This is a genomic window from Acinetobacter haemolyticus, from assembly GCF_003323815.1.
GTDB lineage: Bacteria > Pseudomonadota > Gammaproteobacteria > Pseudomonadales > Moraxellaceae > Acinetobacter > Acinetobacter haemolyticus.
The window spans coordinates 3,303,086-3,328,196 of record NZ_CP030880.1 but is presented as its reverse complement, the minus strand read 5'-3'; the positions used below and the strand labels follow the sequence as shown (position 1 = coordinate 3,328,196).

Below are 25,111 nucleotides of genomic sequence, written 5' to 3'. Positions count from 1 at the left end.
TTACTTGCTTACATCCAAATAGAAACTTTCCTTGACCTCTTCCATGACCACATAGCTATGTGAGGATGCTGAAGCAGGTAGTTTTTTTAATAAATCACCTAATAGTCGGCGATAGGCACTCATTTCTTTGAGTCGTGCTTTCACTAGATAGTCAAATTCACCAGAGATGAGATGGCACTCAAGCACTTCTGGAATATCAACTAAATCGCGTGCGACTTGATCAAATACATCGCCTGATTTTGCAGAGAGTTTAATTTCTAAAAATACCAATAAGCTACGCTCGACATGAGCGGGATTGAGTCGAGCATAGTAGCCCATAATAATACCTTCACGTTCCAAACGTTTGACGCGTTCTGAGCAAGGCGTGGTAGACAGATTGACACGCGAAGCTAACTCACTAATTGCAATCCGTCCTTCGCGTTGCAATATATCTAAAATCAAGCGATCAATACGGTCTAATTTACGCATAGATTATTTCCTTTTATTTTAATTTTTTCGCGACAAATTGATTAAATTACCTAGATTATACCCATAAAAACAGTCAAAAAAACTATTGAAGCAAAAATATACTAGTTAAATAAACTAGTGGGCGAGAGGGACCTATTATGCGCGTTATCGTTTTAGGAAGTGGTGTGATTGGTGTAGCAAGTGCTTACTATCTTGCGCAACAAGGTGCCCAAGTGACTGTGCTTGATCGTCAGTCTGGTCCAGCAAAAGAAACCAGCTTTGGTAATGCAGGGCAAATCTCGCCAGGTTACTCAACCCCATGGGCCGCACCAGGTATTCCATTTAAAGCCGTGAAATGGATGTTTCAACATCATGCACCGCTTGCCATTAATATCGATGGCAGTATGTGGCAGTTACAGTGGATGGCACAAATGCTGAAAAACTGTAATCCACAAAGTTATGCAGTCAACAAAGAGCGCATGATGCGTGTGGCTGAATATAGCCGCGATTGTTTACGCCAACTGAGAACTGAAACGGGTATCAACTACGAGAATCGTTCTAAAGGCACTTTGCAGGTGTTTCGTAATGATGCACAACTTGAAGCGGTGCAGCGTGATATCCAAGTCCTGAAAGAATGTGGTGTCGATTTTAATTTATTGAATGCAGAAGAACTCGGCAGCGTTGAACCTGCACTGGCACACTCTGATAAATTGGTGGGTGGATTGCATTTGCCAAATGATGAAACAGGCGACTGTTATTTATTTACCAATGCTTTGGCAAAAGTGGCGCAAGATTTAGGTGTCGAATTTAAATTCGATCAAAATGTTGAGCAATTGATTGTTGAAGGTGATGAAATCAAAGGTGTGCTGGTCAATGGTGTGGTTTTAACAGCTGATCGTTTCGTGCTTGCCTTTGGTAGTTATTCGCGTGATTTCTTAAAGCCATTGCAATTGAATCTTCCTGTTTATCCTGTCAAAGGTTATTCATTGACGATTCCAATTGTTGAGCCAAAATTTGCACCACAATCAACGGTTTTGGATGAAACGTATAAAGTTGCGATTACGCGTTTTGACCAACGTATCCGTGTGGGTGGTATGGCGGAATTAAGCGGCTTTAACTTGGGCTTAAATGATGATCGTCGTGCAACTTTGGAAATGGTGACCCAAGATTTATTCCCAGGTGGTGATTTACAACAAGCTTCCTTCTGGACAGGTTTACGTCCAATGACACCAGACAGTACACCGATTATTGGCGCAACTAAATATAAGAATCTGTTTTTAAATACAGGTCATGGTACTTTAGGTTGGACCATGGCATGTGGTTCAGGCAAATTAATCAGCGATCTAGTGATGAATCATCGTACCGAGATTAGTACCGACGGTTTATCGATCCAGCGTTATTCACACGCGGCATAATTTTAAGTTACAAGGAAGTTGATTATGCCTCGTCCAATTACTGCGATCATTCATACGCAGGCTTTACGCCAAAATCTTGAACTATTGAGAACGACTGTCCCAAATAGCAAGGTGTTTGCGGTGGTCAAAGCCAATGCCTATGGGCATGGAATCGAACGCGTCTATGATGCCTTTAAAATAGCGGATGGCTTCGCCTTACTCGATATTGAGGAAGCCAAACGTTTGCGTGCATTGGGTTGGAGAGGTCCAATTCTGTTACTGGAAGGGATTTTTTCACCCCAAGATTTATTTGATTGTGCTCAATACCAACTCAGTTTCACGGTGCATAGTGAACATCAGCTGGAGTGGTTACAACAACATATTTATCCAGCTCAGTTTGATATTTTTCTTAAAATGAACAGTGGTATGAATCGTTTAGGGTTCAAGCCACAACAATATCGCCAAGTGTGGCGATATCTTCAGCGTCTTAACAATGTCGCGAAAATCACCCATATGATGCATTTCTCCGATGCGGATGGGCAGCGCTTTGGTCAAGCGGGCGTGGACTATCAACTGGCAGAATTTGAGACGCATATTCAAGATTTACCCGGTGAAAGATCGGTCAGTAATAGCGCCGCCATCCTCAGATATCCAACACAACTGCATTCCGATTATGTCCGTGGCGGTATCATGCTGTATGGCAGCTCGCCTGATTTCCCTCAGCACAGTATCCAAGATTGGGGACTTGCGCCAACCATGAGTTTGCGTAGTGAACTGATCGCAATCCAGCAGCTAAAAACCAATGAAAGTGTGGGGTATGGCTCAAGTTTTGTCGCTGAACATGCCATGAGCGTCGGCATCGTCGCTTGTGGTTATGCCGATGGTTATCAACGCATCTCTCCTACAGGAACCCCGATACTGGTCAATGGAATTCGTACCCGAACCATTGGACGAGTCAGTATGGATATGTTGGCAGTGGATTTAACACCTGTACCGAATGCTGAAATTGGTAGCGAAGTTGTGCTTTGGGGGACCTCAAAAACAGGAAGTATTTTACCCATTGATGATGTTGCAGCAGCCTCAGGCACCGTCGGTTATGAACTGATGTGTGGGGTGACCGCACGTGTCAAATTTATCAATCAAGACGAAGGAAATCATCATGTCTCATTCTGATATTCAGAAAATCAATAGCACCGAAGTGATGAGTGCAGTCACTGTTTTTAACAAAGTGGTGTATTTATCAGGACAAGTGCCTAAAAATCCAGACCTCGATATTGAAGGGCAGACTCGAGATATTCTCGCAACGATTGAGCAGCTTCTCGATTCGGCAAATACCGATAAATCACGTCTATTGTCGGTTCAACTTTTTCTAAAAGATCTCTCAGATTTTCCGACAGTCAATGCGATCTATGTCGATTGGTTAAAAGGTTGTGTTGCACCTTCTCGTGCCACGATTCAAGCAGATTTGGTCAATCCAAATTGGCTGATTGAGATTGCAGTGATTGCAGCACAAAAATAAAGCAAACAGAGATCGTTTTGCTTAAATAATATAAAAAAAGGTGAAAAGTAACGTATTTGTTGTAGATAAAACAGCAGTAGATGCGTATTTTCTTGCAATCAATATGCGTCCGCCATTTTAAAAGAGAGCGAATTTTCGCAACAAAATAAAAAGGCTGGCGCATATACGAATAAGAAAAAGGGAACTTTTTTATGACGGTTATGCAACAGCATCCAAATGATCAACACGCGCCAAATGATTTACAACGCAAACTTTCCAATCGCCATTTACAACTGATCGCCATTGGTGGTGCGATTGGAACAGGCTTGTTTATGGGGTCAGGCAAAACCATTTCCTTGGCAGGCCCTTCGATTCTGTTTATTTACATGATCATCGGGACCATGTTTTTCTTTTTGATGCGGGCACTGGGTGAGTTGTTGCTTGCCAATTTACAGTATAAATCTTTTGTGGATATGGCGCATGATTTGATCGGGCCATGGGCAGGCTACTATATTGGCTGGACCTATTGGCTGGGCTGGGTACTGGTCGGAATTGCGGATTTGGCCGCAGTCATTAATTATCTTGGTTTCTGGTTACCTGAAGGTGTGTCATTTACGCCGATGGGACAAGCATTGATTAGTGCGGGTTGTGTGCTGTTTGTGCTGGGACTTAATTTGTTGACGGTACGTTTATTTGGTGAGATTGAGTTTTGGTTTGCCTTGATTAAAATTTTAGCGATCATTGCCTTGATCGGCGTCGGTGGCTATATGATTTTTAGTCACTTCCAAGCGCCTGAAGGTGCGGTAGCATCATTAAGTAATGTTTGGTCGCATGGCGGCATGTTTCCTAAAGGCTTGGATGGCTTCTTGGCCGGTTTCCAAATTGCGGTTTTTGCCTTTGTCGGAGTAGAGTTAGTGGGAACCACAGCAGCTGAAACCAAAGATCCGCATAAAAATCTTCCAAAAGCCATTAATGCCATTCCGATTCGAATCATTTTGTTCTATGTTTTGGCCTTATTGGTGGTGATGGCTGTTACGCCGTGGGATAGTATCCGTGCTGATAAAAGCCCATTCGTGGAATTATTCCTGAATGCAGGGATTGTTACTTCTGCAATTATTATGAATTTGGTGGTGCTCTCGTCGGTGATGTCATCCATGAACAGTGGCGTATTTTCGACCAGCCGAATGTTGTTTGGTTTATCTAAAGATGGTCAAGCACCTGCGGCATTGGGACGTTTATCGAAGAAAGCGGTACCTGCCAATGGACTGTTTTTTTCCTGCGTTTTTATTATGGGGGGTGCAGTACTCCAGTATTTCGTACCGAATACACTGGAAGCATTTACCTTGGCGAGTGCTCTGTGCGTGATTTTATTCATCAGTGTATGGAGCCTGATTATGGTGTGCTATATCCGCTACCGTAAATTACGCCCTGAATTACATGTGCAGTCGAATTTTAAAATGCCGGGTGGCGTTTGGATGTCCTATCTGGTGATTCTCTTCTTGCTATTTGCCTTGGTGATCTTGGCACTTGAACCTGATACCTTGAAAGCATTGTATGTCAGTCCATTTTGGTTGTTGATTCTAGCTGCAACATATCAGTTGGTGTACAAACCACGGTTACGGAAACTTCAACGAGAACTGGTATAAAACAGTCTCAAGTCCTACATTTTGAGAGCTAGTCTACGAGACTGGCTCTTTTTATATCTGTCATTCGAATCGTTAATCAATGAGCAAGTGTTGATATTGATCGGCTTGTTTGCGTAAGTAATCCCAAACCAGTTTAATCCGTGGTTCATGTTGTAAATCAACGAATGTCAGCATCCAAAAGGTATGGTTAAAACGAACTTGTTCAGCTAAAACGGTTTCAAGCTCAGGTTTATCATCTGCTAGAAACTTGGGTAATATGGCTAGCCCAGCGCCAGCACTGACCGCAATCTGCTGTGCCAAAATGCTACTACTGCGAAAATTTGCAGTGAGTTTTAAGGGTAAGCGTTCTAGACAATACAGCTCAGGGCTATAGACCAAATCATCAATATAATTGACAAAACGATGTTGGGTTAAATCTTCTAAACGACGAATGGGGGGCGTGTTGGCTAGATAACTTTTACTGCCGTAAATTTTTAAACAATAATCTGACAAGCGCGTGATGATATAAGGACCAGATGTGGGACGTTCAATCGAGACCACAATATCGGCTTCACGATGCGAAAGCTTAATCATTTTCGGCACAGGAATCAGGTCAATGGTGAGCAGAGGATATCGAATCGAAAACTCCGCCAGCAGTCGTGCAAGAAATGCTGTACCAAAGCCTTCAGGTGTGCCAATTCGCACACGACCTTGCAAGGGTTGATGTGGTTTTTCAATCTGAAGAAAGGCTTGTTCCATTTGCTCTACCTGAGGAACGAGTGCCAACCCTTCAAAAGTCAGTTCATAGCCAGAGGCTTCTCGTTTGAATAAGGTGGTTCCTAGAGCCAGCTCCAATGCTTGAATTCGTCGAGCAACCGTACTGTGCTCGACGCCAATGATGCGTGCCGCACTGGTTAAGGTTTTGGTTCGCGCCAGAACCAGAAAGAATTGTAGATGATCCCAATCCACTTTCATTGTTATTGTGTCCCTTGTGCATATTTGCACACTAATCGTGCATTAATTTGCGTTGGTGGTCAAAGATTTGTTTGCTAGTCTCAACCAAAGGTTAAAAAAAGAAAATACGACGAATCGCTATTTTCAAACATCTGCACACAATAAAAATAGGGCCTATGGAGAGGTTATGAATACAATCCAAAAAATCGAATTGGAAACCGCTAAATTACTCATTAACGGACAATTCATCGAATCTGAAACACAGCAATGGCAAGATATTGTCAATCCTGCGACGCAGGAAGTGATTGGTCGTGTGCCTTTTGCAACGGTTCAGGAAGTGGATGCAGCGATTCAAGCTGCACAAGATGCTTTTGCCACTTGGCGTCAAACCCCAATTCAGGCTCGTATGCGCATCATGCTGAGGTTGCAAGATTTGATTCGTGCCAATATGAAAGAGATCGCGAAAGTACTGACCGCTGAGCAAGGTAAAACCTTGGCAGATGCAGAAGGCGATATCCAACGTGGCTTAGAAGTGGTTGAACACGCCTGTTCTGTCGGTACTTTGCAAATGGGCGAGTACATCGAAGGTGTGGCACGTGGTGTGGATACCTATACTTTGCAACAACCATTGGGTGTTTGTGCGGGTATTACCCCATTTAATTTCCCTGCCATGATTCCATTGTGGATGTTCCCGATGGCGATCGTCTGTGGCAATACCTTTGTACTTAAACCCTCTGAACAAGACCCATTAACCACGATGATGTTGGTCGAACTTGCGATTCAAGCAGGTGTACCTGCTGGCGTGCTGAACGTGGTACATGGTGGTAAGGAAGTAGTCGATCGTCTGTGTACACATCACCACATCAAAGCGATTTCCTTTGTTGGTTCAACTGCGGTGGGTACGCATGTGTATAACCTCGCAGGGCAACATGGCAAACGTGTGCAGTCAATGATGGGTGCGAAAAACCATGTGGTGGTGATGCCTGATGCCAACAAAGAACAAACCCTCAATGCTTTGGTCGGTGCGGCTTTTGGTGCAGCAGGGCAACGCTGTATGGCACTCTCAGTTGCTGTGATGGTGGGTGAAAGCAAACAATGGGTTCAAGAGCTTGTTGAAAAAGCCAAAACTTTGAAAGTTAATGCAGGACATGAGCCGAATACAGATATCGGACCTGTGATTTCTCAACGTGCCAAAGCACGTGTGATTGATTTGATTAATAGCGGTGTCGAGCAAGGTGCAGAGCTGTTACTCGATGGTCGTGATGTGCAAGTTAAAGGTTATGAGTCAGGTAACTTTGTCGGAGCGACCATTTTTAATGGCGTGACCACAGACATGCGCATCTATAAAGAAGAAATCTTTGGCCCTGTATTGGCAATTATTTCTGTTGATACTCTGGAAGAAGCGATTGAGCTGATCAATGCCAATCCATTTGGTAATGGTGTTGGACTCTTTACTCAAAGTGGTGCGACAGCACGTAACTTCCAAAACTTAATTGATATTGGTCAAGTGGGGATTAACATTCCAATTCCTGTGCCAGTGCCATTCTTTAGCTTTACAGGTTCGCGTGGTTCAAAACTGGGTGATTTAGGCCCTTATGGTAAGCAAGCGGTACAGTTCTATACGCAGACCAAAACCATTACCACTCGTTGGTTTGAAGATAGTCATGAAGTTGGCGGTGTAAATACCACCATTAGTTTACGTTAAGGGGGAATCAGGGATGAATATCGCCTTTATCGGTCTCGGAAATATGGGTGGCAGAATGGCCCATAACCTGCTCAAAGCAGGACTTACAGTCTATGGTTATGACCTCAGCGAAGTGGCGAATCAGCACTTTGCTGAAGCAGGTGGCGTGGTCTGCGACAGTCCACAAGCAGTAGCCCAACAAGCAGATGTGGTGATCACCATGTTACCAGCAGCCAAGCATGTCAAAGAGGTTTACCTCGGTGAGGAGGGCGTGCTGGAAGTCTTGAAGGCAGGGGCATTGTGTATTGATAGCAGTACCATTGATCCACAGACCATCAAAGATATCGCTGCGCTTGCACAAACTAAAAATATTCACATCTGTGATGCGCCTGTGTCGGGTGGCACTATTGGCGCGCAAGCAGGTACTCTCACTTTTATGGTGGGTGCCAATGATCAGACCTTTGAGGAAGTCAAACCTGTGCTCAGCCACATGGGCAAGAATGTTATTCATTGTGGCGAGGTTGGCGCAGGACAAATTGCCAAGATTTGCAATAACTTAATTCTTGGAATCTCGATGGCTGCTGTGGCAGAGGGCATGGCATTGGGTGCCAAATTGGGGATCGACCCACAAGCATTGGCAGGTGTTGTGAACACCTCAAGTGGTCGTTGCTGGAGTTCAGAGATTTGTAATCCATGGCCACATATCAATGAAAATGCACCTGCTTCACGTGGCTATCAAAATGGTTTTGCGACACAACTGATGCTGAAAGATTTAGGTCTGGCAGTCGAAGCAGCAGGTCAGGTCAAACAGCCTATTTTGTTAGGTGGCATGGTACAGCAGATGTATCAGCAGATGTGTATGCGTGGAAATGCGCATTTGGATTTCTCCAGCATTATCCAGCAATACCTACCAGACCAAGTTTAAACATCAAGCCATTGGATGGCTTGTATACCAATAAATGCAACTCTGTCGTAAATAACTACAAATCCAGACTGAGGGAATAGAGATGTTGAATTATAAAGATGTGGCAAACGCATTTGATTTTGAAAATACGGCTCAACACATGTTGTCAGGTTCGTTGGATGCACTCAATGCATGCTTTGAGTGTTGTGACCGACATGTAGATGGTGAAAAAGTTGCTTTGTACTGGCAAGGCAAAGATGGGCGTAAAGAACAATATACCTTTGCGCAATTCAAACAGTGGTCCAGTCAATTTGCTAATTTTCTAAAATCACAAGGTGTACAGGCAGGTGATCGTATTTCGGGTTTATTACCACGAACGCCTGAACTGATCGTGACGATTTTAGCCGCATGGCGAATTGGAGCCGTATACCAACCGCTGTTTACTGCTTTTGGGCCGAAAGCGATTGAGCATCGTATTCAACTTGCACAAAGCAAGTTAGTCGTCACGGATGTGGGCAATCGCAGCAAGCTCGATGAAGTTGAACAATGTCCAGCTATCGTGACCGTTGCTGATACAGAAGGTTCAGTGCTCAAAGCCAGCGATTTTAATTTTTGGCAGGAGTTGAATCAGCAGTCTGATCAATGTGAATTAGTCATGCGCAATTTGCACGATCCGTTCTTATTGATGTTTACCTCAGGGACCACTGGACCTGCAAAACCGCTCGAAGTTCCACTAAAAGCCTTGATTGCATTTGGTCGCTATATGCAAGATGCAATTGGCTTAACTGAAGATGATGCTTTTTGGAATATTGCTGATCCGGGTTGGGCCTATGGTTTGTACTATGCGATTACGGGGCCGTTATTCTTGGGACATGCGACTTTGTTCTACGAGGGTGGATTCAGTACGGATAGTTTGTGTCAAATCGTCAACGATTATCAAATTACCAATTTGGCAGGTGCACCAACGGCTTATCGTATGATGATGGCTGCTGATCCAGCACAAATGGCGCCGTTAAAAGGTCAGTTTCGTGTGGTCAGTAGTGCAGGTGAGCCACTGAATCCAGAAGTGATTCGCTGGTTCAAACAAGTTTTAGATGCGCCGATTTACGATCATTACGGACAAACTGAAGTGGGTATGGTGGTCTGTAACCATCACGGTTTAAGCCATGAAATACGTGCAGGTGCGGCAGGTTTTCCAAGTCCGGGTTATCGGGTTGCCGTGGTCAATGAGCAAGGCGAAGAGCTTCCGCCAGACACCGCCGGAATTTTAGCGGTGGATATCAGCCAGTCGCCAATGATGTGGTTTGGTGGTTATAAAGAAAGCCGTAAATCACCTTTTGTTGGCAATTATTACTTAACAGGCGATACCGCTGAGTTACATAGTGATGGCAGTATGAGTTTTGTAGGGCGTAGCGATGATGTGATCACCACATCTGGTTATCGCATCGGTCCATTTGATGTTGAAAGTGCTTTGCTTGAACATGATGCGGTAATTGAAGCCGCAGTGATTGGTGTGCCTGATCCAGATCGTACCGAACTGGTTAAAGCCTTTGTGATTTTAGCGGCAGGTGTACAGTCTACAGTTGCTTTGGCAGAAGAATTAAGCCAATTTGTGAAAAAACGTCTTTCTGCGCATGCATATCCGCGTTTGATTGAGTTTGTCACCGAGTTACCGAAGACGCCGAGTGGTAAAATCCAACGTTTTTTATTGCGTAATCAGGAAATTGCGAAACAACAAGCAAAAGCAGGGTAAGGGAAATAACGATGCAATTTACCGAAGAACAATTGTTAATTCGTGATATGGCGAAAAGCTTCGCCCAAGAACAAATTAAACCGAATGCCAGTGATTGGGATCGAGATGGCACCTTTCCCAAAGCTGCGTTAGCCCAGATGGGGCAGCTTGGTTTTATGGGGATGCTAGTCCCAGAGCAATGGGGTGGGTCAGATACGGGCAATTTGGCTTATGTACTGGCACTCGAAGAAGTTGCAGCGGCGGATGGTGCAACCTCAACCATTATGAGCGTGCATAACTCGGTAGGTTGTGTACCGATTTTAAAATTTGGTAATGACGAGCAAAAAGAACGATTTTTAAAGCCCTTAGCTCAAGGCGAAATGATTGGCGCATTTGCTTTAACCGAACCCCATACGGGTTCAGATGCAGCAGCCATCAAAACCCGCGCGGTTAAAGACGGTGACGATTACATTCTAAATGGTGCAAAGCAGTTTATTACTTCTGGTCATAATGCAGGGGTGATTATCGTCTTTGCCGTGACTGACCCAAGCGCAGGTAAAAAGGGTATTAGTGCCTTTCTTGTGCCACGTGATACACCGGGGTATGAGGTCATTCGTGTCGAAGAGAAATTAGGTTTACATGCTTCAGATACCTGTCAGATTGCTTTGACCGATGTGCGTGTGCATAAAAGTTTGATGTTGGGTAAAGAGGGTGAGGGTCTGAAAATTGCACTTGCCAATTTAGAAGGTGGCCGTATCGGGATTGCAGCACAAGCAGTAGGTTTGGCGCGTGCAGCCTTAGAAGAAGCCACGCACTATGCTAAAGAACGTCTGACATTTGGTAAACCAATTTTCGAGCATCAAGCGATTGCCTTCCGTCTAGCCAGTATGGCAACAGAGATCGAAGCTGCACGACAACTAGTTCATTATGCTGCACGTCTCAAAGAAGCGGGTCAGCCTTGTTTGAATGAAGCATCGATGGCGAAATTATTTGCTTCTGAAATGTCTGAGCGTGTCTGTTCCAGCGCGTTACAGGTCTTTGGTGGTTATGGCTATCTGAAAGATTTTCCAATCGAGCGAATTTATCGTGATGCACGAATTTGTCAGATTTATGAAGGTACTAGCGATATTCAACGTTTAGTGATCGCACGTAGTCTATAAAACTCAAACAAGGATTGAATGATGCAGTGGCAAACTATTTTATTAGAAAAGCGTAATGGTGTTGGGTTAATTACCCTCAATCGTCCTAAAGCTTTAAATGCGCTAAACAGTGAATTGATCAGTGAAGTGAATCAAGCTCTCGACCAACTGGAAAAGGATCGTGAGATTGGTTGTATTGTGTTGGCAGGTTCGGAAAAAGCTTTTGCAGCAGGCGCGGATATTAAGGAAATGGCGCAGCTGAATTTTCCTGATATTTATTTTGATGATTTTTTCCATCTTGCTGATCGTATTGCCCAACGCCGTAAACCTTTGATTGCTGCGGTGAGTGGCTATGCTTTGGGTGGTGGTTGTGAATTGGCACTGATGTGTGACTTTATCTACTGCGCTGATAATGCCAAGTTCGGCTTACCTGAAGTGACTTTGGGCGTAATTCCGGGAATTGGTGGAACACAACGTTTAACTCATGCCATTGGTAAAGCCAAAGCGATGGAAATGTGCCTCACCGCACGACAAATGGGTGCAGTAGAAGCTGAGTTAAGTGGTTTGGTTGCACGTGTATTCAACAAAGAAGACCTACTCGAACAAACCCTACAAGCCGCTGAACAAATTGCGACACGTTCTCTGACCGCAAACATGATGCTGAAAGAAACCATTAATCGAGCTTTCGAAGTCAATTTGACCGAAGGATTACGATTTGAACGACGCATGTTCCATTCTATTTTTGCCACTGCGGACCAAAAAGAAGGCATGCAAGCATTTGTAGAAAAGCGGCAGGCAAATTTTAAAAATCAATAAGAGATCAATAAAATGAACAAAGAAAATCACTTAATGATTGAGCAACAAGGTGGTCTAGGCATGATCACCTTAGATCGAGTGACACATCTGAATGCATTATCACTAGAGATGATTGAGGGGATTCGAGCCCAACTTGAGCTTTGGCGAGATGATGCTGCTATCCAAGCGATTTTAATCAAATCGAATAGCCCGAAAGCCTTTTGTGCAGGAGGCGATATTCGCTATCTGTATGACAGTTATAAACTGGGCACGACAGATCATCAGGGTTATTTTAGTGCCGAATATAAGATGCTCACCACCATACGTGAGTACCAAAAACCTGTCATCGTTCTGCTCGATGGTTATGTGCTTGGTGGTGGTTTTGGCTTAGCGCAAGCCTGCCACATTATTGTGAGTAGTGAAAAATCACGCTTTGCCATGCCTGAAACAGCGATTGGTTTTTTTCCAGATGTGGGTGCAACTCATTTCCTATCTCGCTTGGATGATATTGGCGTATATATGGCGATCACGGGCGAGCAAATCAGTAGTAGTGATGCACTCTATCTAGATTTGATTGACTACCATGTACCGAGCGAAAAGCTTCAAGCTTTGCAAGATGCATTGGTTGAGACGTCTAGCTTAACGAAAGAAGAAATTGAACACGTTATTGCTCAATTTATTACTCGTCCTGTTGAAAGTGAATTAAAGCAATTGGCTGAAGCGATTCGTAAACATTTTGGTTTCCAACATTTAGATGAGATTGAGCAGAGTCTTGCAAATGAACAAGATGAGCATTTAAAAGCATGGGCGGACAAGATGCTCAACATTTTGCAACAGCGTTCATTCAGCGCGAAACAAACCAGCTTGAAACTACAATATTTAGGTCGTGGACTTTCCTTGCAACAGTGTATGCAACTTGAGCGCGATCTACAGGATATTTGGTTTGAGCATGGTGACTTTATTGAAGGTGTGCGTGCACTGATTGTCGATAAAGATAAACAACCACAATGGAAACAAGCCAATCCAGAACTGGAGCAAATATTAGAAAAGCTGAGCTAAATTCACCTGATAAAAATAACAAAAGCTCACTGAAATATAGAGCGTTAAAACGCTTATGGTCAGGGTTGTCCATAAGCGTCAAAGTTAAAACAAAAAGATCTAAATAAGGATAATTGTGATGCAAGCAACAGATGGAAACGGTTCGTCCCCTAAAAAGTCGTCACATCGACTAGCAGGGATTTCAAGCATGGTTGGTACCACCATCGAGTGGTATGACTTTTTTATTTATGGTGCGGCAGCAGCACTGATTTTCAACAAATTATTTTTTCCTAATCTTGATCCACTGACAGGTGTACTTGCTGCATTTGGTACTTATGCAGTGGGTTTCATCGGACGACCTTTAGGTGGCCTAGTATTTGGTCACTTTGGTGACAAGATCGGGCGTAAGTCCATGTTGTTACTGACTCTAATGTTGATGGGGATTCCCACCGTATTGATTGGATTGTTACCCACTTATGAAACAATCGGCTATTGGGCTGCGATTTGTTTAGTGATCTTGCGCTTTATTCAGGGTATGGCAATGGGTGGTGAGTGGGGCGGCGCAGTGCTGATGGCGGTTGAACATGCACCTGACGGCAAAAAAGGGTTTTGGGGCAGCTTGCCTCAAGCCAGTACCGGTGGTGGTTTAATGTTGGCCTCAATAGCGCTTGGCTTGGTGTCCTTACTGCCCGAACAAGCATTGTTTAGTTGGGGCTGGCGTATTCCATTCCTCGCAAGTATCGTTTTACTGGGTGTAGGATGGTATATCCGTGTCAAAGTGCCTGAATCTCCTGACTTTGAGAAGATTAAGCAACACGCTGAAAACATTAAAGTTCCTGCTTTAAAGGTCTTTAAACAACATCCGAAACAGCTGTTTACGATTATTGTGGCGCGTGCTGCTGAAAACGCATGGTTTTATATTGCATCAACATTTACCTTGGCTTATACCACGACCCAATTGGGTATTCCGCGACAAGATATTTTGTTTGCTACCATTTGTGGTGCAGCCGTGATTTTGTTTATGACACCTTTATGTGGACATTTGTCTGATAAGGTCGGTCAGCGCAATATGTTTATGTTTGGCTTATGTGTGCTGGCAGTATTTAGTTATCCATTCTTTAGTATGCTCAATACCAAAGATCCTGTACTGGTGTGGACTGCGATTGTATTGGCGATTGGTGTGGTGTTCCCGATTATGTATGCGCCGCAAGCACAATTATTCGCGCGTCAGTTCCCAGCTGAAATTCGTTATAGTGGGATATCTATCTCAGTGCAGTTGGCAGGTGTATTGGGTGGTGGTATTGCACCGTTGATTGCAACCAAGTTATTGAGTGTCGGTGGTGGCAATCCATATTTGATTATGATTTATATTGGTTCGATGGCAATGATTGCGATAGTCGCAACAACCTTTATGCCACGTGACCGAATAGCTCAAACTTATCAGCAATCAAATGAATTAGATTTAAAAACGAAGATTACTGATCAATCCTAGTTGCGAAATCTATAGATAAGAAAAAAGCCCCAATCTTTCGATTAGGGCTTTTTAAATTTGGAGCGGGAAACGAGACTCGAACTCGCGACCCCAACCTTGGCAAGGTTATGCTCTACCAACTGAGCTATTCCCGCATATTGAGCAGTTTTTACAAAAACTTACACTTAAAAAAACCAATCTGGAGCGGGAAACGAGACTCGAACTCGCGACCCCAACCTTGGCAAGGTTATGCTCTACCAACTGAGCTATTCCCGCGTGCCAGCTATAATACATTAAGCAAAATAAGGGTCAACAACTTTATGCAGAGAATTGGCTTAATTGCATAAAATAAAAGCATTTTCGTGGTCAAAAATAGAAAAAAGCAAAATTTTGCACAAAAGTTTAACCAATCTATGGGTAATGTATACTAATGGGCAATCTAGATCTGACCTTAATAGAGTGACTGATGAACTTAGAACAACAATTGATTGAACGCTTACAAAGCCTTGCCCCAAGTCATCTTGAGGTAATCAATGAATCGGCTGGGCATGGAGGGTATTTTCCAGGGAAGGAGTCCCACTTTAAAGTGATTGTGGTGAGTGAAGCATTTCAAGGATTACGTTTAGTTCAACGTCATCAGAAAATTTATGCAGTCGCAGCCGAATTAATGAGTCCAGGAAAAATACATGCATTGGCCATTCATGCTTATGTACCAAGTGAATGGCAAGGCCAAGCACCTGCAAGTCCAGACTGTGCACATGCACCTAAACAATAAGGATTGATCATGGACGCACATTTACTTACCAAAATTATTCATATGTCGGCAGTGAGTCTGTTAATCATTGCTTTTGTTGCACGTGCAGCAACATTATTTGTCGGTGTTAAAAATGAACAACCGAATCCTACCGCGCGGAAAAGCTTAGTGGCGATGCAGCATTTATCCTTGACCGTGATTTTGATTACAGGAGTGATCTTGTTGGTGATGAAAAACTTTGATGTGCAACCTTGGTTTTATGCCAAAGTCATTTTATTCATCGTGTTATGTTCATCCTTGATCAAAGCTTTTCGTAAAGACGACAGTATTTTACTGGTACAACGCCGTGCAGGTATTATCATCGGTGCAGTTGCTTTGATAGGTACTTTAGGTTTAGTCATGATCAAACCTGTTTTTGCGTAATTGTTGGACATTGTCTTAGTAATTGTTTTGGCTCTAGGTTAAACTGCGTGCAGTTTACAAAAAATATTGTAGAGGGAAATCATGTTAACGCGTGTGGTATTTAACCAAAAAGGTGGTGTGGGGAAATCAAGTATTACAATCAATCTAGCTGCAATCAGCGCTAAACAAGGGCTAAGAACCTTGGTGATTGATCTTGATCCACAAGCAAACTCCAGCCAATACCTTTTGGGTGAAGATGCAACATATTCTGCGGATAAAGCGGCACTAGAGCCAAATATTGAAAACTTCTTTGAAGATATCTTGGGTGTAACCCAGCAAAAAAGTTTGATTGGCAATGCCTTAGGTTCAATCCTGAAAGTACCTCGTGGCAAAGGTTTAGACAGTTATGTACATCGTACATCCTTTGCAAATTTAGATGTGATTCCTGCAAGCCCAAGCTTGGGTGCACTAGAACATGCACTAGAGAGTAAACACAAAATCTATAAGTTGCGTGATTCGATTCAATCACTGAGCGCGCGTTATGATCGTATTTTTATCGATACTCCACCGGCATTCAATTTCTTTACTTTATCGGCATTGATTGCTGCCGATCGCGTGCTGATTCCATTTGATTGTGATGTATTTTCTAAACGTGCGTTACAAACTTTGATTGAAAATGTGATCGAAACGCAAGATGATCATAATGATCGCTTAGAGATTGAAGGGATTGTGGTCAATCAATATCAATCTCAAGCAAAATTACCACGCGAAGTGGTTCAACAGTTAAAGGATGATGGTTTGCCTGTACTTGAAAGTATGTTGCCACCATCTGTATTGATGAAAGAATCACATCAGAAGAATTTACCTTTGGTTCATCTCGCAGCTGAACATAAATTGACCCTTGCTTATGTCACTTTGTTCAATGAGATTGAATCTAAGCAATAAGAGAACATTATGAAACGCTTCTATTGGATGCCAGTTTTGGCTGTCAGTTTATTATTGGGTGCTTGTGCATCGACGGTTAAACCCGCTTATGTTTCGCCTACCCAATATCAAGCTTTGAACTGCCAACAGCTACAAGCGGAGTACAATCGTATCCAACACTATATTGATAATGGTGTGCAAACACCAAAACGTACAGGTGTTGGGGTAGGCGTTGGACTTGGCGGTGGTTGGGGCAAAGGCGGTTGGGGCTTTGGTCCTTCTGTTTCTGTCAATATGGGTCAGTCCATGAATACCAAGAACACTGAATTGGCGAAAGTACTGGGTCAACAAGATGCAATCGTACAAGCTGCACAATTTAAGGGATGTCCAATTATTGTGAAGCAGCGCACAAATTAATTATTTTCTATCGATTTATCGCTGTAGTTAACTATGGCGATAAAACTAAATATTAGCAAAATGTTTCAAATAAAAATAATAAAAATCAAATATTTGTAATTTATATGATCCATTATTATCTCCTTCAGCCTTGATTGCTTATTTCTTAGTGCTTGTCTGTCTGCCCTAAATTCGTTTATCGTGGCGCCCATGTATGGCTGTTCGGTATATCTATGATTGAGAGTTGGTTTTTTGTTTTGGCGATGCTGGCGGTATTACTTATCCCTGGTCCAACCAATGCTATGCTTGCCAGTGCAACCCACCAACAAGGTGTTCCCAAAACGCTTGTTTTTATCCCAGTGGAATGGTTGGGGTATATTTACGGCATCAGTTTATGGGCGCTATTTATTCATCTATTTGAACCGATTTGGCCTGCTTTTGATGTGATGCTGCATATTGGCAGCTTAATATATGTATTGTGGATGGCATTTCATCTTTGGAAAAGCTCTCATCTACAGAAACATGATCAACGCCACCAACACATTCGTCCTACTCAACTGTTTGTATCGACTTTAAAAAATCCGAAAACGGTGTTGCTAGCAGCAGGGATTTTTCCAGCAGAAGCTTGGAATTCTGTTCAAAATGCGGCAATTGTATTTACCATCTTTAGTTTGATTTTAATTCCTGTTTCAATATTTTGGATGGTGTTTGGACGTGCTTTGTTGACTGGAAGTTTTGCAGGAATTAAAGCCGATCACTTATATAAAGGATCGGCAATGCTATTGATTATTTGTATGTTACCTATGGTGTTTCGAGTATTTTAAGCCATTCAAACGAGTGCTTGGCATCATGAGGATGCTTTACGTTGATTCATTTTTTGGCGAGCAAAGCCAATCACACCCGGCAAAACACTAACAATAATGATACCGAAAATTAAATAGGTGAAATTATCTTTGACGATCGGCATGTTTCCAAATAAATATCCGAGCGTGATAAAAGAGGAGATCCAACAGAACGCACCAATCACATTGTATGTCAGAAAATATCTATAATTCATACTGCCTGCACCTGCGACAAATGGCGCGAAGGTACGTGCGAAAGGCACAAAGCGAGCGAAAATAATGGTTTTGCCACCATGACGTTCAAAAAATTGTTGGGTTTTCATGAGGTGCTGCTTGTTAATAAATCTGGAATTGGTTTCAAATACTTTAGGACCAATATAGTGACCAATATGATAATTAACGGTGTCACCCAAAACAGCTGCAATAAATAATAAGACACCCAGTACCCAAGGATCCATCACACCCGTTGAAGCTGCTAATGCACCCGCAGCGAAAAGTAAGCTATCTCCAGGCAAAAATGGCATCACCACAAAGCCTGTTTCGACAAAGATAATTAAAAATAAAATGGCATAGATCCATACGCCGTAATTATTAATAAATTCGAGTAGGTGTTGGTCAACGTGTAGAATAAAATCAATGAGTTCCATGAAAATGTTAACGCTATAAATTTGAGCTAAATCCTAGCAGTGCAGGGATGGAATGTCAGTATAAAAAGCAAATTAATTGGTAACAGGGGTTGACGTGAACAGGTGCAATAATTTTATTTTTGTTTCAAATATAGAACGATGCATTAACTAATATCATGTTTATTGCAAAATAAAACATACATACACTGTTGTTATGTTAAAAAAACAAACAGTGTGGAATCAATTATGTTTAATCCGAATGTTGTTGTCAAAAATATCGTAACACAAACAGGCGTTGAAAATATCGTCACTTTAATTGCGCGAATTCTCATGGCATATATTTTTATTGTTGCTGGTTGGGGCAAGCTTACTGCTTATAGCGCGACAGCAGGTTATATGGAAGCGATGGGCGTACCTGCTGCCTTATTACCGTTGACCATTCTTGTTGAATTTGGTGGTGGTTTGGCGTTGTTATTTGGTTTCCAAGCACGTTTTGCTGCCTTTGGTTTAGGTGTATTTAGTATTTTGACTGCTTTTCTCTTTCATGGTGCAGATGATCAGGCACAGCAAATCAATTTTATGAAAAACTTAGCGATGGCTGGTGGTTTATTTTATCTGATGCTATACGGTGCCGGGCGTTTGAGCTTAGATCATAAAATCGAAAACTAATTTGTTGCCCCCTTAGTTAATGTGACTAATGGGGCTTTAATATTTAAATTTACCGATTATTACAAATGTAAGCCGACATGCAGCTATTTTTTTGTTTAGCTATGATCAGATTTAAAAACAAGGTAAGTAAAAATGAGAACAATCATTGCGGGATGCACGCTTGGATTGATACTGTCATTATCGAGCCAAACTTGGGCAGGTAAGGAGGATCATGTACTTATACAGGAAGCTGCTCAAAATATTGTGACCGTGAGTCAGGTTGCTCAATTATCTGATGAAACTGGCGTTACGTTAACAGGGCAAATTACCAAACATTTACACAGTGACCATTACGAATTTAAAGATCGTACTGGAACGATTAGCGTTGAGGTCGATGATGATATCTGGCGTAAAGCTGGATTGAAGGTCGGTGATCATGTTCGTTTAGTTGGTGAAGTTGATACCCATCGTTATAAACCTACTGATATAGAAGTGATCAAGATCGAAAAACATCATCACTAAGCTTAAAAAAGGAAGCACTCGCTTCCTTTTTGTTTTCATGGGGCGCTTAGTTTAAAGCATAAACAAAATTTGCATCTCACCGACCATAAAGCCAAGTACTGCACCGACGATAATCAGTGCCCACTCATCTTCTTTAAAGGCAGGGCGGAGCATGCCTTCAAACTCTTCTGGGCTCAGCTTCTGCATGCGGTCAACCAAGGTATTGCGAACATTCATGGCATCTTCAGCATAGGATTCCACATAACGCATCGTCTCTGGTAGTTGTTGCAAAATACGTTCAGCAACGTCCGCTTTTAGGTTTTGATATTTTTCACCACCAATTGCATACACCACCAGTGGGCGAACTACACCCGCTTGTAAGTCAATTTCTTGTTTTACATGGCGGCTGACCAATTCAATCACTTTGTCAGAATGCGTACCTGAGAAAAGCTCTTCCATCATGTTACGAGAGGTAAGTAACTGTTTAGAAATCAAGGCAGCATAATCGGCGGCAACTTCATTTTGGCGTTTAATGAATAAACCTTGCCATGTAAAGCCCATCACCTTCTTTGGATGGAGAGGTCTAAACATCATTTGTAAGGCGATCCAGTCACTAAAGAAACCGACGAATCCACCAAACAATGGCAACATCCAAGGGTATTGTCCTTGTGTCACAACCCAGCAGAACATTTGGATCACACCAATCCCGAAGCCAAAAATAAAGCCGACATTGCTAAAGAATTTAAACTCTTGTTTGCCGACTTTCTTAAAGATTTCGTTGAGTAAGCGTTTATCTTTGAGTAGGTTGTTGACGACCATGTGTTTAATATCGAAGTACTTGGCTACATCTTTTTGTACTTCGCCCATAATATGTTCAACAATCTCAGGCGCTTTGGCTTGTACACGTTTAATGAGCTTTTGACGTGCAAACTCTGGCATTCCTTCCCATAAACCTGGTTGATACTGTTGAGCAACTTCACGGGTAATATCTTCTGCCGCTGCCATGAGCGGTTTTTCGATTTCTTGTGCGATGCGTTTTGGATCGAGCCGAGCAAAAATCTCTTCTGGTTTGATCAGCTTTGAGGTCATTAGCTCAACGGCTGTGGTCGCCATTTTTTCAGCTTTGCGTGGAACAATCCCTTGCCACCCAATGGGTAAACCAAATAGTTTAAGGCCTTTAAATTCAAGTGGTGAAAACATCATTTGAACAGCAACGACTTTCGTCACATAGCCAATTAAACCACTGATAAATGGGATGGAAATATATAACCAGAAATTCTGTTGAAAATCCGCAATCATTTCTTGAAACATTATTTTATTGGTCCTTCAAGTCCTAATTGTTGCTCATGAAGAAGCAAGCCATGGATGATAGTGATATGGTTGGGGTATTGGTCATTCACCAATAATAAAGTTAGGCTTTCAGTCCCCTTTAGTTTTCCTTTTTCTCAAGGACATCGAAACCCATTAAATCGGAGGAAACGATGGCGGTAATTGAGTACCTTTCCGTGGTAATGCAAATTTTCGCCACATCATCTTAGCACCAATTTTTGTTTTGTGTTGAGCAGAATTCACTAGAAATGTTGATTCGGCTCTCTTTTTATCGGTTGCCTTGCAAATTTTTAACTTAAATATCAGTAGCGATTGCATATAGAAACTAAAAAATCAGATAGATGATGAATTGCGATGCGCCAAAGCATGAAAAATGTTAGAATATGGCGCTTATTTCATTTGCCATTCTGATTAGCCATGACGACCAATACTCAAATTACTGAAGATCGTATCCTTATCTTGGATTTCGGCTCTCAATATAGCCAGCTCATTGCACGTCGAGTACGTGAAGCAGGTGTCTATTCTGAAATGTACGCATATGACATGTCTGAAGAAGACATTCGTGCATTTAATCCAAACGGGATTATTTTATCAGGTGGCCCTGAGAGTGTGCATGAAGAAGGCAGTCCACGTGCACCGCAGATCGTATTTGAATTAGGCGTGCCTGTTTTAGGTATTTGCTATGGTTTACAAACCATGTCTGAACAACTTGGCGGAAAAGTAGAGCCGGGTACAGTACATGAGTTTGGTTATGCAGAAGTCGATATTTTGGTGCGTGACCAATTAATCGGAAAATTACAAGATCGTGAGAACCAACTTCATGTATGGATGAGTCATGGCGATAAAGTCAGCGCGATTCCAGAAGGTTTCCAAGTAACAGCAAGTACACCAAGCTGCCCATTTGCTGCGGTGAGCGATGAAAAACGTCGTTTCTACGGCGTGCAATTCCACCCAGAAGTGACGCATACAGCGAAAGGTGCAGAATTACTTTCGAACTTCGTTCATCAAATCTGTGGTTGTCGTGGTCTTTGGACACCTGAACACATTATCGATTTACGTGTAGAACAGTTACGTGAGCAAATCGGTAATGAAAAAGTTTTATTAGGTTTATCGGGTGGTGTGGACTCATCTGTTGTTGCTGCACTGTTGCATAAAGCGATTGGCGACCAGTTGACTTGTGTATTTGTAGACAATGGTTTGCTTCGTCTAAACGAAGGTGATCAAGTGATGCAGATGTTCGCAGATAACATGGGGATCCGTGTGATTCGTGCAGATGCCGAAGAGCGTTTCTTGACGGCATTGGCGGGTGAAGTTGATCCTGAGAAAAAACGTAAAATTATTGGTCGTGAGTTTATCGAAGTATTTGCTGAAGAAGCACGTAAGTTAGATGGTGTGAAATTCTTGGCTCAAGGTACGATTTACCCAGATGTAATCGAATCTGCTGCAAGCAAACAAGGTAAAGCACACGTCATCAAATCACACCACAACGTGGGTGGCTTACCAGAAGATTTAGCTTTTGATCTTGTTGAACCATTACGTGACTTGTTCAAAGATGAAGTGCGTAAATTGGGTACAACATTAGGCTTGCCGCATAGCATGATTTATCGTCATCCATTCCCAGGTCCAGGTTTGGGCGTGCGTATCTTGGGTGAAGTGAAAAAAGAATATGCAGATATTCTTCGTCTTGCAGATGACATCTTCATGCAAGAACTTCGTGCGAGTGGTTGGTATGACAAGACTGCACAAGCATTTGCTGTATTCCAACCTGTGAAATCAGTGGGTGTAGTTGGTGATGGTCGTCGTTATGCATGGGTGATTGCACTTCGTGCGGTGGAGACTGTTGACTTTATGACAGCGCGTTTCGCTCATTTACCGTATGACTTAGTTGATAAAATCTCAACCCGTATCATGAATGAAATCAAAGATGTTTCACGTGTTGTTTATGATGTGTCATCTAAGCCACCAGCGACGATTGAATGGGAGTAAATTTGGGTTTTCTAAAAGCGATAGCTTTTAGCCAAATTTACGTTACAGGCTAAGCCTGCGAGGGTATGGGATTTCAAGAAGCGAAGCTTCTTGCGTGAATTACGCTATGAACGAGTTTTAAAGTGAAACTTTAAAACGAAGTGCAAGACGCTTTCGGCAGTAAAGATTTCTAAAAATTAAGAAAAGCCGACTTTTCCAAGTCGGCTTTTCTGTATCTATAAATAAATTTTGAAGTATTCAATGAGTTTTAATTTTCTGATAATTCAAATTATGGAACTTTAAGAAAGCATTCAGTAGTGCTTGCATTGATGCCGTTGCAATATCTGTATCAATTGAAACTCCCCAATATGCTTTTCCCGTAGAGTCTATACAATGAATATAGCTAATTGATCGGCTATTGGTATGTTTACCTAGAGTATGTTCATAATATTCGGCAATTGTAATTTGATAGGGCCATTCCAGATTTAAAGCTTTGACTGACGCAGATAGTAATCCATTCCCATACCCTGAAATCTGTAAAAGTTCTCCCTGTACGTCAATAGACATTTCGATCTTATACACATCCTCTAGTTTATATGATTGATAATTTATGAGTTTAAATTCCCTTTGATTCGAGCTGACGCCATATTCCTCGCGAAATAAAGCCCATATTTCAGCATGAGTTAGTTCTCTATTATTTTTATCAGTTACCTTTTGTACAATCTGACTAAAATCTTTTTGCAAGTTTTTCGGTAAATTTATACCGTGATTTTGCTGTAGTATCCAAGCCGCCCCACTTTTTCCAGACTGGCTATTGACACGGATAACAGCTTCATAACTAGACCCTAAATCAGCTGGATCTATAGGCAAATAAGGAATCTCCCAGAAAGGATGATCTTGAGTTTCTCTAGCTTTAAAACCTTTTTTAATAGCATCTTGATGACTCCCTGAAAAAGCTGTAAACACTAATTCACCAACATAAGGATGGCGGGGATGTATCGGCAACTCATTACATTCCTTGACAACTTCTGCAACGTTTTTGATATCAGAAAAATCAAGTTCAGGAGAAATTCCTTGTGTATACATATTTAAAGCTATATTAACGAGATCAACATTACCTGTACGTTCACCATTACCAAATAAACAGCCTTCCACTCGATCTGCCCCTGCGAGTAAAGCCAATTCAGCCGTCGCCACACCTGTGCCTCGATCATTGTGTGGATGAATACTGATACAAACGAGCTCTCGCTTAGAAAAGTGTTTACAGAAATATTCAACTTGATCTGCAAAAACATTTGGCATACTTACTTCCACTGTTGTGGGTAAGTTAATAATCATAGGGTTTTGGGGGGTAGGATCCCAAGCTTCAGCAACAGCTTCACAAATCTCCAAAGCAAACTCAATTTCTGTAAAGCAAAAGGTTTCTGGAGAGTATTGATAGGTCCATTTTGTTTCTGGATACTTTAGACATAAAGACTTAATTTGTTTTGTTGAACTAACGGCTAGCTCAATGATTTCCTGTTTAGATTTTTGGAAAACTATTCTCCGAAATACTTCTGCGGTTGCATTGTAAATATGAATAATCGCTTGCTTCACCCCAATTAAAGACTCAAAAGTTCTTTCAATTAAATCTGATCTAGCTTGGGTCATAACTTGAATAGAAACATCATTTGGAATCATATTTTGTTCAATAAGATATCGAACAAAATTAAAATCAGTTTCTGAAGCAGCGGGAAATGCTACTTCTATTTGCTTAAAGCCGCTTTCAATTAGTAATTTAAAGAATTTTAGCTTTCTATCATGATCCATTGGGTTGGCCAATGCTTGGTTGCCATCTCTTAAATCTGTAGAGCACCAAATTGGTGGATGAGTAATTTTTCTACTGGGCCAAGTTCTTTCAGGAAAATCTAAAAATTTAAAGGCACGATATTTATTTTGAGGATGACTTAACATGATGCTTTCTCTATATTTCACTGCTATCATCATGAGTCATTGATTTGTGGTGTTCCTTCGACTAAAAGACAAATACTATCGAGGAAGGGA

Annotated in this window: 24 protein-coding genes and 2 tRNA genes; 19 read left to right on the top strand and 7 right to left on the bottom strand. The window is 42.1% G+C overall.

Features of this window, described 5'->3' with window-relative positions:
• Entirely contained in the window at positions 1 to 468 is a 468-nt protein-coding gene (locus DS737_RS15430) for an Lrp/AsnC ligand binding domain-containing protein (RefSeq protein WP_004637431.1), read from the bottom strand.
• Between the two features lie 137 nt (positions 469 to 605).
• On the opposite strand from DS737_RS15430, the gene DS737_RS15425 reads away from it, so the two are divergent.
• From DS737_RS15425 to DS737_RS15410, 4 genes are all read left to right on the top strand, one after another.
• Positions 606 to 1,862 (top strand): D-amino acid dehydrogenase, encoded by a 1,257-nt coding sequence (locus DS737_RS15425; protein WP_113997880.1) that lies wholly within the window; start codon positions 606 to 608, stop codon positions 1,860 to 1,862.
• 24 nt (positions 1,863 to 1,886) lie between these two features.
• Entirely contained in the window at positions 1,887 to 3,014 is a 1,128-nt protein-coding gene (gene alr, locus DS737_RS15420) for an alanine racemase (RefSeq protein WP_113997879.1), read from the top strand.
• Positions 3,001 to 3,360, top strand: a complete 360-nt coding sequence (locus tag DS737_RS15415) for a RidA family protein (RefSeq protein ID WP_004637434.1) — start codon at positions 3,001 to 3,003, stop codon at positions 3,358 to 3,360. Before alr ends, DS737_RS15415 begins: the two co-directional genes overlap by 14 nt.
• Positions 3,361 to 3,560: 200 nt before the next feature.
• Complete coding sequence (locus DS737_RS15410; protein ID WP_171057913.1) at positions 3,561 to 4,985, top strand: amino acid permease; 1,425 nt, start codon at positions 3,561 to 3,563, stop codon at positions 4,983 to 4,985.
• A gap of 72 nt (positions 4,986 to 5,057) precedes the next feature.
• Here the strand turns inward: DS737_RS15410 and DS737_RS15405 are convergent, their stop codons facing one another.
• Positions 5,058 to 5,939, bottom strand: a complete 882-nt coding sequence (locus DS737_RS15405; protein WP_113997878.1) for a LysR family transcriptional regulator — start codon at positions 5,937 to 5,939, stop codon at positions 5,058 to 5,060.
• A 166-nt stretch (positions 5,940 to 6,105) separates the two neighbouring features.
• On the opposite strand from DS737_RS15405, the gene DS737_RS15400 reads away from it, so the two are divergent.
• The 7 genes from DS737_RS15400 (at position 6,106) to DS737_RS15370 (ending at position 14,702) form a co-directional block, all read left to right on the top strand.
• Positions 6,106 to 7,623 carry a CoA-acylating methylmalonate-semialdehyde dehydrogenase gene (locus DS737_RS15400; protein WP_113997877.1) on the top strand — a complete coding sequence of 506 codons (1,518 nt, stop codon included), beginning with the start codon at positions 6,106 to 6,108 and terminating at the stop codon, positions 7,621 to 7,623.
• Between the two features lie 13 nt (positions 7,624 to 7,636).
• Positions 7,637 to 8,527: a 3-hydroxyisobutyrate dehydrogenase gene (gene mmsB / locus DS737_RS15395; RefSeq protein ID WP_113997876.1), complete on the top strand. Its 891-nt coding sequence runs from the start codon at positions 7,637 to 7,639 to the stop codon at positions 8,525 to 8,527.
• An 82-nt stretch (positions 8,528 to 8,609) separates the two neighbouring features.
• Positions 8,610 to 10,259 (top strand): AMP-binding protein, encoded by a 1,650-nt coding sequence (locus DS737_RS15390; RefSeq protein WP_113997875.1) that lies wholly within the window; start codon positions 8,610 to 8,612, stop codon positions 10,257 to 10,259.
• Positions 10,260 to 10,270: 11 nt separating this feature from the next.
• Positions 10,271 to 11,398: an acyl-CoA dehydrogenase family protein gene (locus DS737_RS15385; RefSeq protein WP_004956740.1), complete on the top strand. Its 1,128-nt coding sequence runs from the start codon at positions 10,271 to 10,273 to the stop codon at positions 11,396 to 11,398.
• Between the two features lie 21 nt (positions 11,399 to 11,419).
• A complete protein-coding gene (locus tag DS737_RS15380) occupies positions 11,420 to 12,193 on the top strand; it encodes an enoyl-CoA hydratase (RefSeq protein ID WP_005085779.1) in 774 nt (257 codons plus the stop codon).
• 12 nt (positions 12,194 to 12,205) lie between these two features.
• Positions 12,206 to 13,231: an enoyl-CoA hydratase/isomerase family protein gene (locus DS737_RS15375; RefSeq protein ID WP_113997874.1), complete on the top strand. Its 1,026-nt coding sequence runs from the start codon at positions 12,206 to 12,208 to the stop codon at positions 13,229 to 13,231.
• A 118-nt stretch (positions 13,232 to 13,349) separates the two neighbouring features.
• Entirely contained in the window at positions 13,350 to 14,702 is a 1,353-nt protein-coding gene (locus DS737_RS15370) for an MFS transporter (RefSeq protein WP_113997873.1), read from the top strand.
• A 58-nt stretch (positions 14,703 to 14,760) separates the two neighbouring features.
• Here DS737_RS15370 and DS737_RS15365 read toward each other — a convergent pair.
• Positions 14,761 to 14,836: transfer RNA gene (locus DS737_RS15365), tRNA-Gly, on the bottom strand.
• A 45-nt stretch (positions 14,837 to 14,881) separates the two neighbouring features.
• Positions 14,882 to 14,957: transfer RNA gene (locus DS737_RS15360), tRNA-Gly, on the bottom strand.
• A 190-nt stretch (positions 14,958 to 15,147) separates the two neighbouring features.
• Between DS737_RS15360 and DS737_RS15355 the strand changes: the two genes are divergently transcribed.
• From DS737_RS15355 to DS737_RS15335, 5 genes are all read left to right on the top strand, one after another.
• On the top strand, positions 15,148 to 15,456 hold the full coding sequence (locus tag DS737_RS15355; protein ID WP_017395392.1) for a BolA family protein: 309 nt from the start codon (positions 15,148 to 15,150) through the stop codon (positions 15,454 to 15,456).
• 9 nt (positions 15,457 to 15,465) lie between these two features.
• Entirely contained in the window at positions 15,466 to 15,858 is a 393-nt protein-coding gene (locus DS737_RS15350) for a SirB2 family protein (RefSeq protein ID WP_004637451.1), read from the top strand.
• An 81-nt stretch (positions 15,859 to 15,939) separates the two neighbouring features.
• Positions 15,940 to 16,782, top strand: coding sequence for a ParA family protein (locus DS737_RS15345; RefSeq protein ID WP_113997872.1), 843 nt, complete (start codon positions 15,940 to 15,942; stop codon positions 16,780 to 16,782).
• A 9-nt stretch (positions 16,783 to 16,791) separates the two neighbouring features.
• Positions 16,792 to 17,178: a hypothetical protein gene (locus DS737_RS15340; RefSeq protein WP_004637453.1), complete on the top strand. Its 387-nt coding sequence runs from the start codon at positions 16,792 to 16,794 to the stop codon at positions 17,176 to 17,178.
• 212 nt (positions 17,179 to 17,390) lie between these two features.
• The gene (locus DS737_RS15335; RefSeq protein WP_004637455.1) at positions 17,391 to 17,981 is read left to right on the top strand and encodes a LysE family translocator; all 591 of its coding nucleotides are present in this window, start codon (positions 17,391 to 17,393) and stop codon (positions 17,979 to 17,981) included.
• Positions 17,982 to 18,004: 23 nt separating this feature from the next.
• On the opposite strand, the gene DS737_RS15330 is transcribed toward DS737_RS15335, so the two are convergent.
• Complete coding sequence (locus DS737_RS15330) at positions 18,005 to 18,646, bottom strand: DedA family protein (RefSeq protein ID WP_004637456.1); 642 nt, start codon at positions 18,644 to 18,646, stop codon at positions 18,005 to 18,007.
• 225 nt (positions 18,647 to 18,871) lie between these two features.
• Here DS737_RS15330 and DS737_RS15325 point away from each other — a divergent pair, with 225 nt between their 5' ends.
• Complete coding sequence (locus tag DS737_RS15325) at positions 18,872 to 19,294, top strand: DoxX family protein (protein ID WP_004637457.1); 423 nt, start codon at positions 18,872 to 18,874, stop codon at positions 19,292 to 19,294.
• Positions 19,295 to 19,426: 132 nt separating this feature from the next.
• Positions 19,427 to 19,795, top strand: a complete 369-nt coding sequence (locus tag DS737_RS15320) for a NirD/YgiW/YdeI family stress tolerance protein (protein WP_113997871.1) — start codon at positions 19,427 to 19,429, stop codon at positions 19,793 to 19,795.
• A gap of 51 nt (positions 19,796 to 19,846) precedes the next feature.
• Here the strand turns inward: DS737_RS15320 and DS737_RS15315 are convergent, their stop codons facing one another.
• On the bottom strand, positions 19,847 to 21,073 hold the full coding sequence (locus DS737_RS15315; RefSeq protein WP_171055760.1) for a DUF445 family protein: 1,227 nt from the start codon (positions 21,071 to 21,073) through the stop codon (positions 19,847 to 19,849).
• Between the two features lie 447 nt (positions 21,074 to 21,520).
• Between DS737_RS15315 and guaA the strand changes: the two genes are divergently transcribed.
• On the top strand, positions 21,521 to 23,089 hold the full coding sequence (gene guaA, locus DS737_RS15310) for a glutamine-hydrolyzing GMP synthase (protein WP_004637461.1): 1,569 nt from the start codon (positions 21,521 to 21,523) through the stop codon (positions 23,087 to 23,089).
• A gap of 237 nt (positions 23,090 to 23,326) precedes the next feature.
• Here the strand turns inward: guaA and leuA are convergent, their stop codons facing one another.
• Positions 23,327 to 25,021 (bottom strand): 2-isopropylmalate synthase, encoded by a 1,695-nt coding sequence (gene leuA, locus DS737_RS15305; protein WP_113997870.1) that lies wholly within the window; start codon positions 25,019 to 25,021, stop codon positions 23,327 to 23,329.
• Positions 25,022 to 25,111: the final 90 nt, after the last annotated feature.

Bases quoted from the DNA above. Each gene is read 5' to 3' on its own strand.
- DS737_RS15430 (WP_004637431.1), bottom strand. From the start codon at position 468: ATGCGTAAATTAGACCGTATTGATCGCTTGATTTTAGATATATTGCAA.
- DS737_RS15425 (WP_113997880.1), top strand. From the start codon at position 606: ATGCGCGTTATCGTTTTAGGAAGTGGTGTGATTGGTGTAGCAAGTGCT.
- alr (WP_113997879.1), top strand. From the start codon at position 1,887: ATGCCTCGTCCAATTACTGCGATCATTCATACGCAGGCTTTACGCCAA.
- DS737_RS15415 (WP_004637434.1), top strand. From the start codon at position 3,001: ATGTCTCATTCTGATATTCAGAAAATCAATAGCACCGAAGTGATGAGT.
- DS737_RS15410 (WP_171057913.1), top strand. From the start codon at position 3,561: ATGCAACAGCATCCAAATGATCAACACGCGCCAAATGATTTACAACGC.
- DS737_RS15405 (WP_113997878.1), bottom strand. From the start codon at position 5,939: ATGAAAGTGGATTGGGATCATCTACAATTCTTTCTGGTTCTGGCGCGA.
- DS737_RS15400 (WP_113997877.1), top strand. From the start codon at position 6,106: ATGAATACAATCCAAAAAATCGAATTGGAAACCGCTAAATTACTCATT.
- mmsB (WP_113997876.1), top strand. From the start codon at position 7,637: ATGAATATCGCCTTTATCGGTCTCGGAAATATGGGTGGCAGAATGGCC.
- DS737_RS15390 (WP_113997875.1), top strand. From the start codon at position 8,610: ATGTTGAATTATAAAGATGTGGCAAACGCATTTGATTTTGAAAATACG.
- DS737_RS15385 (WP_004956740.1), top strand. From the start codon at position 10,271: ATGCAATTTACCGAAGAACAATTGTTAATTCGTGATATGGCGAAAAGC.
- DS737_RS15380 (WP_005085779.1), top strand. From the start codon at position 11,420: ATGCAGTGGCAAACTATTTTATTAGAAAAGCGTAATGGTGTTGGGTTA.
- DS737_RS15375 (WP_113997874.1), top strand. From the start codon at position 12,206: ATGAACAAAGAAAATCACTTAATGATTGAGCAACAAGGTGGTCTAGGC.
- DS737_RS15370 (WP_113997873.1), top strand. From the start codon at position 13,350: ATGCAAGCAACAGATGGAAACGGTTCGTCCCCTAAAAAGTCGTCACAT.
- DS737_RS15355 (WP_017395392.1), top strand. From the start codon at position 15,148: ATGAACTTAGAACAACAATTGATTGAACGCTTACAAAGCCTTGCCCCA.
- DS737_RS15350 (WP_004637451.1), top strand. From the start codon at position 15,466: ATGGACGCACATTTACTTACCAAAATTATTCATATGTCGGCAGTGAGT.
- DS737_RS15345 (WP_113997872.1), top strand. From the start codon at position 15,940: ATGTTAACGCGTGTGGTATTTAACCAAAAAGGTGGTGTGGGGAAATCA.
- DS737_RS15340 (WP_004637453.1), top strand. From the start codon at position 16,792: ATGAAACGCTTCTATTGGATGCCAGTTTTGGCTGTCAGTTTATTATTG.
- DS737_RS15335 (WP_004637455.1), top strand. From the start codon at position 17,391: ATGATTGAGAGTTGGTTTTTTGTTTTGGCGATGCTGGCGGTATTACTT.
- DS737_RS15330 (WP_004637456.1), bottom strand. From the start codon at position 18,646: ATGGAACTCATTGATTTTATTCTACACGTTGACCAACACCTACTCGAA.
- DS737_RS15325 (WP_004637457.1), top strand. From the start codon at position 18,872: ATGTTTAATCCGAATGTTGTTGTCAAAAATATCGTAACACAAACAGGC.
- DS737_RS15320 (WP_113997871.1), top strand. From the start codon at position 19,427: ATGAGAACAATCATTGCGGGATGCACGCTTGGATTGATACTGTCATTA.
- DS737_RS15315 (WP_171055760.1), bottom strand. From the start codon at position 21,073: ATGATTGCGGATTTTCAACAGAATTTCTGGTTATATATTTCCATCCCA.
- guaA (WP_004637461.1), top strand. From the start codon at position 21,521: ATGACGACCAATACTCAAATTACTGAAGATCGTATCCTTATCTTGGAT.
- leuA (WP_113997870.1), bottom strand. From the start codon at position 25,021: ATGTTAAGTCATCCTCAAAATAAATATCGTGCCTTTAAATTTTTAGAT.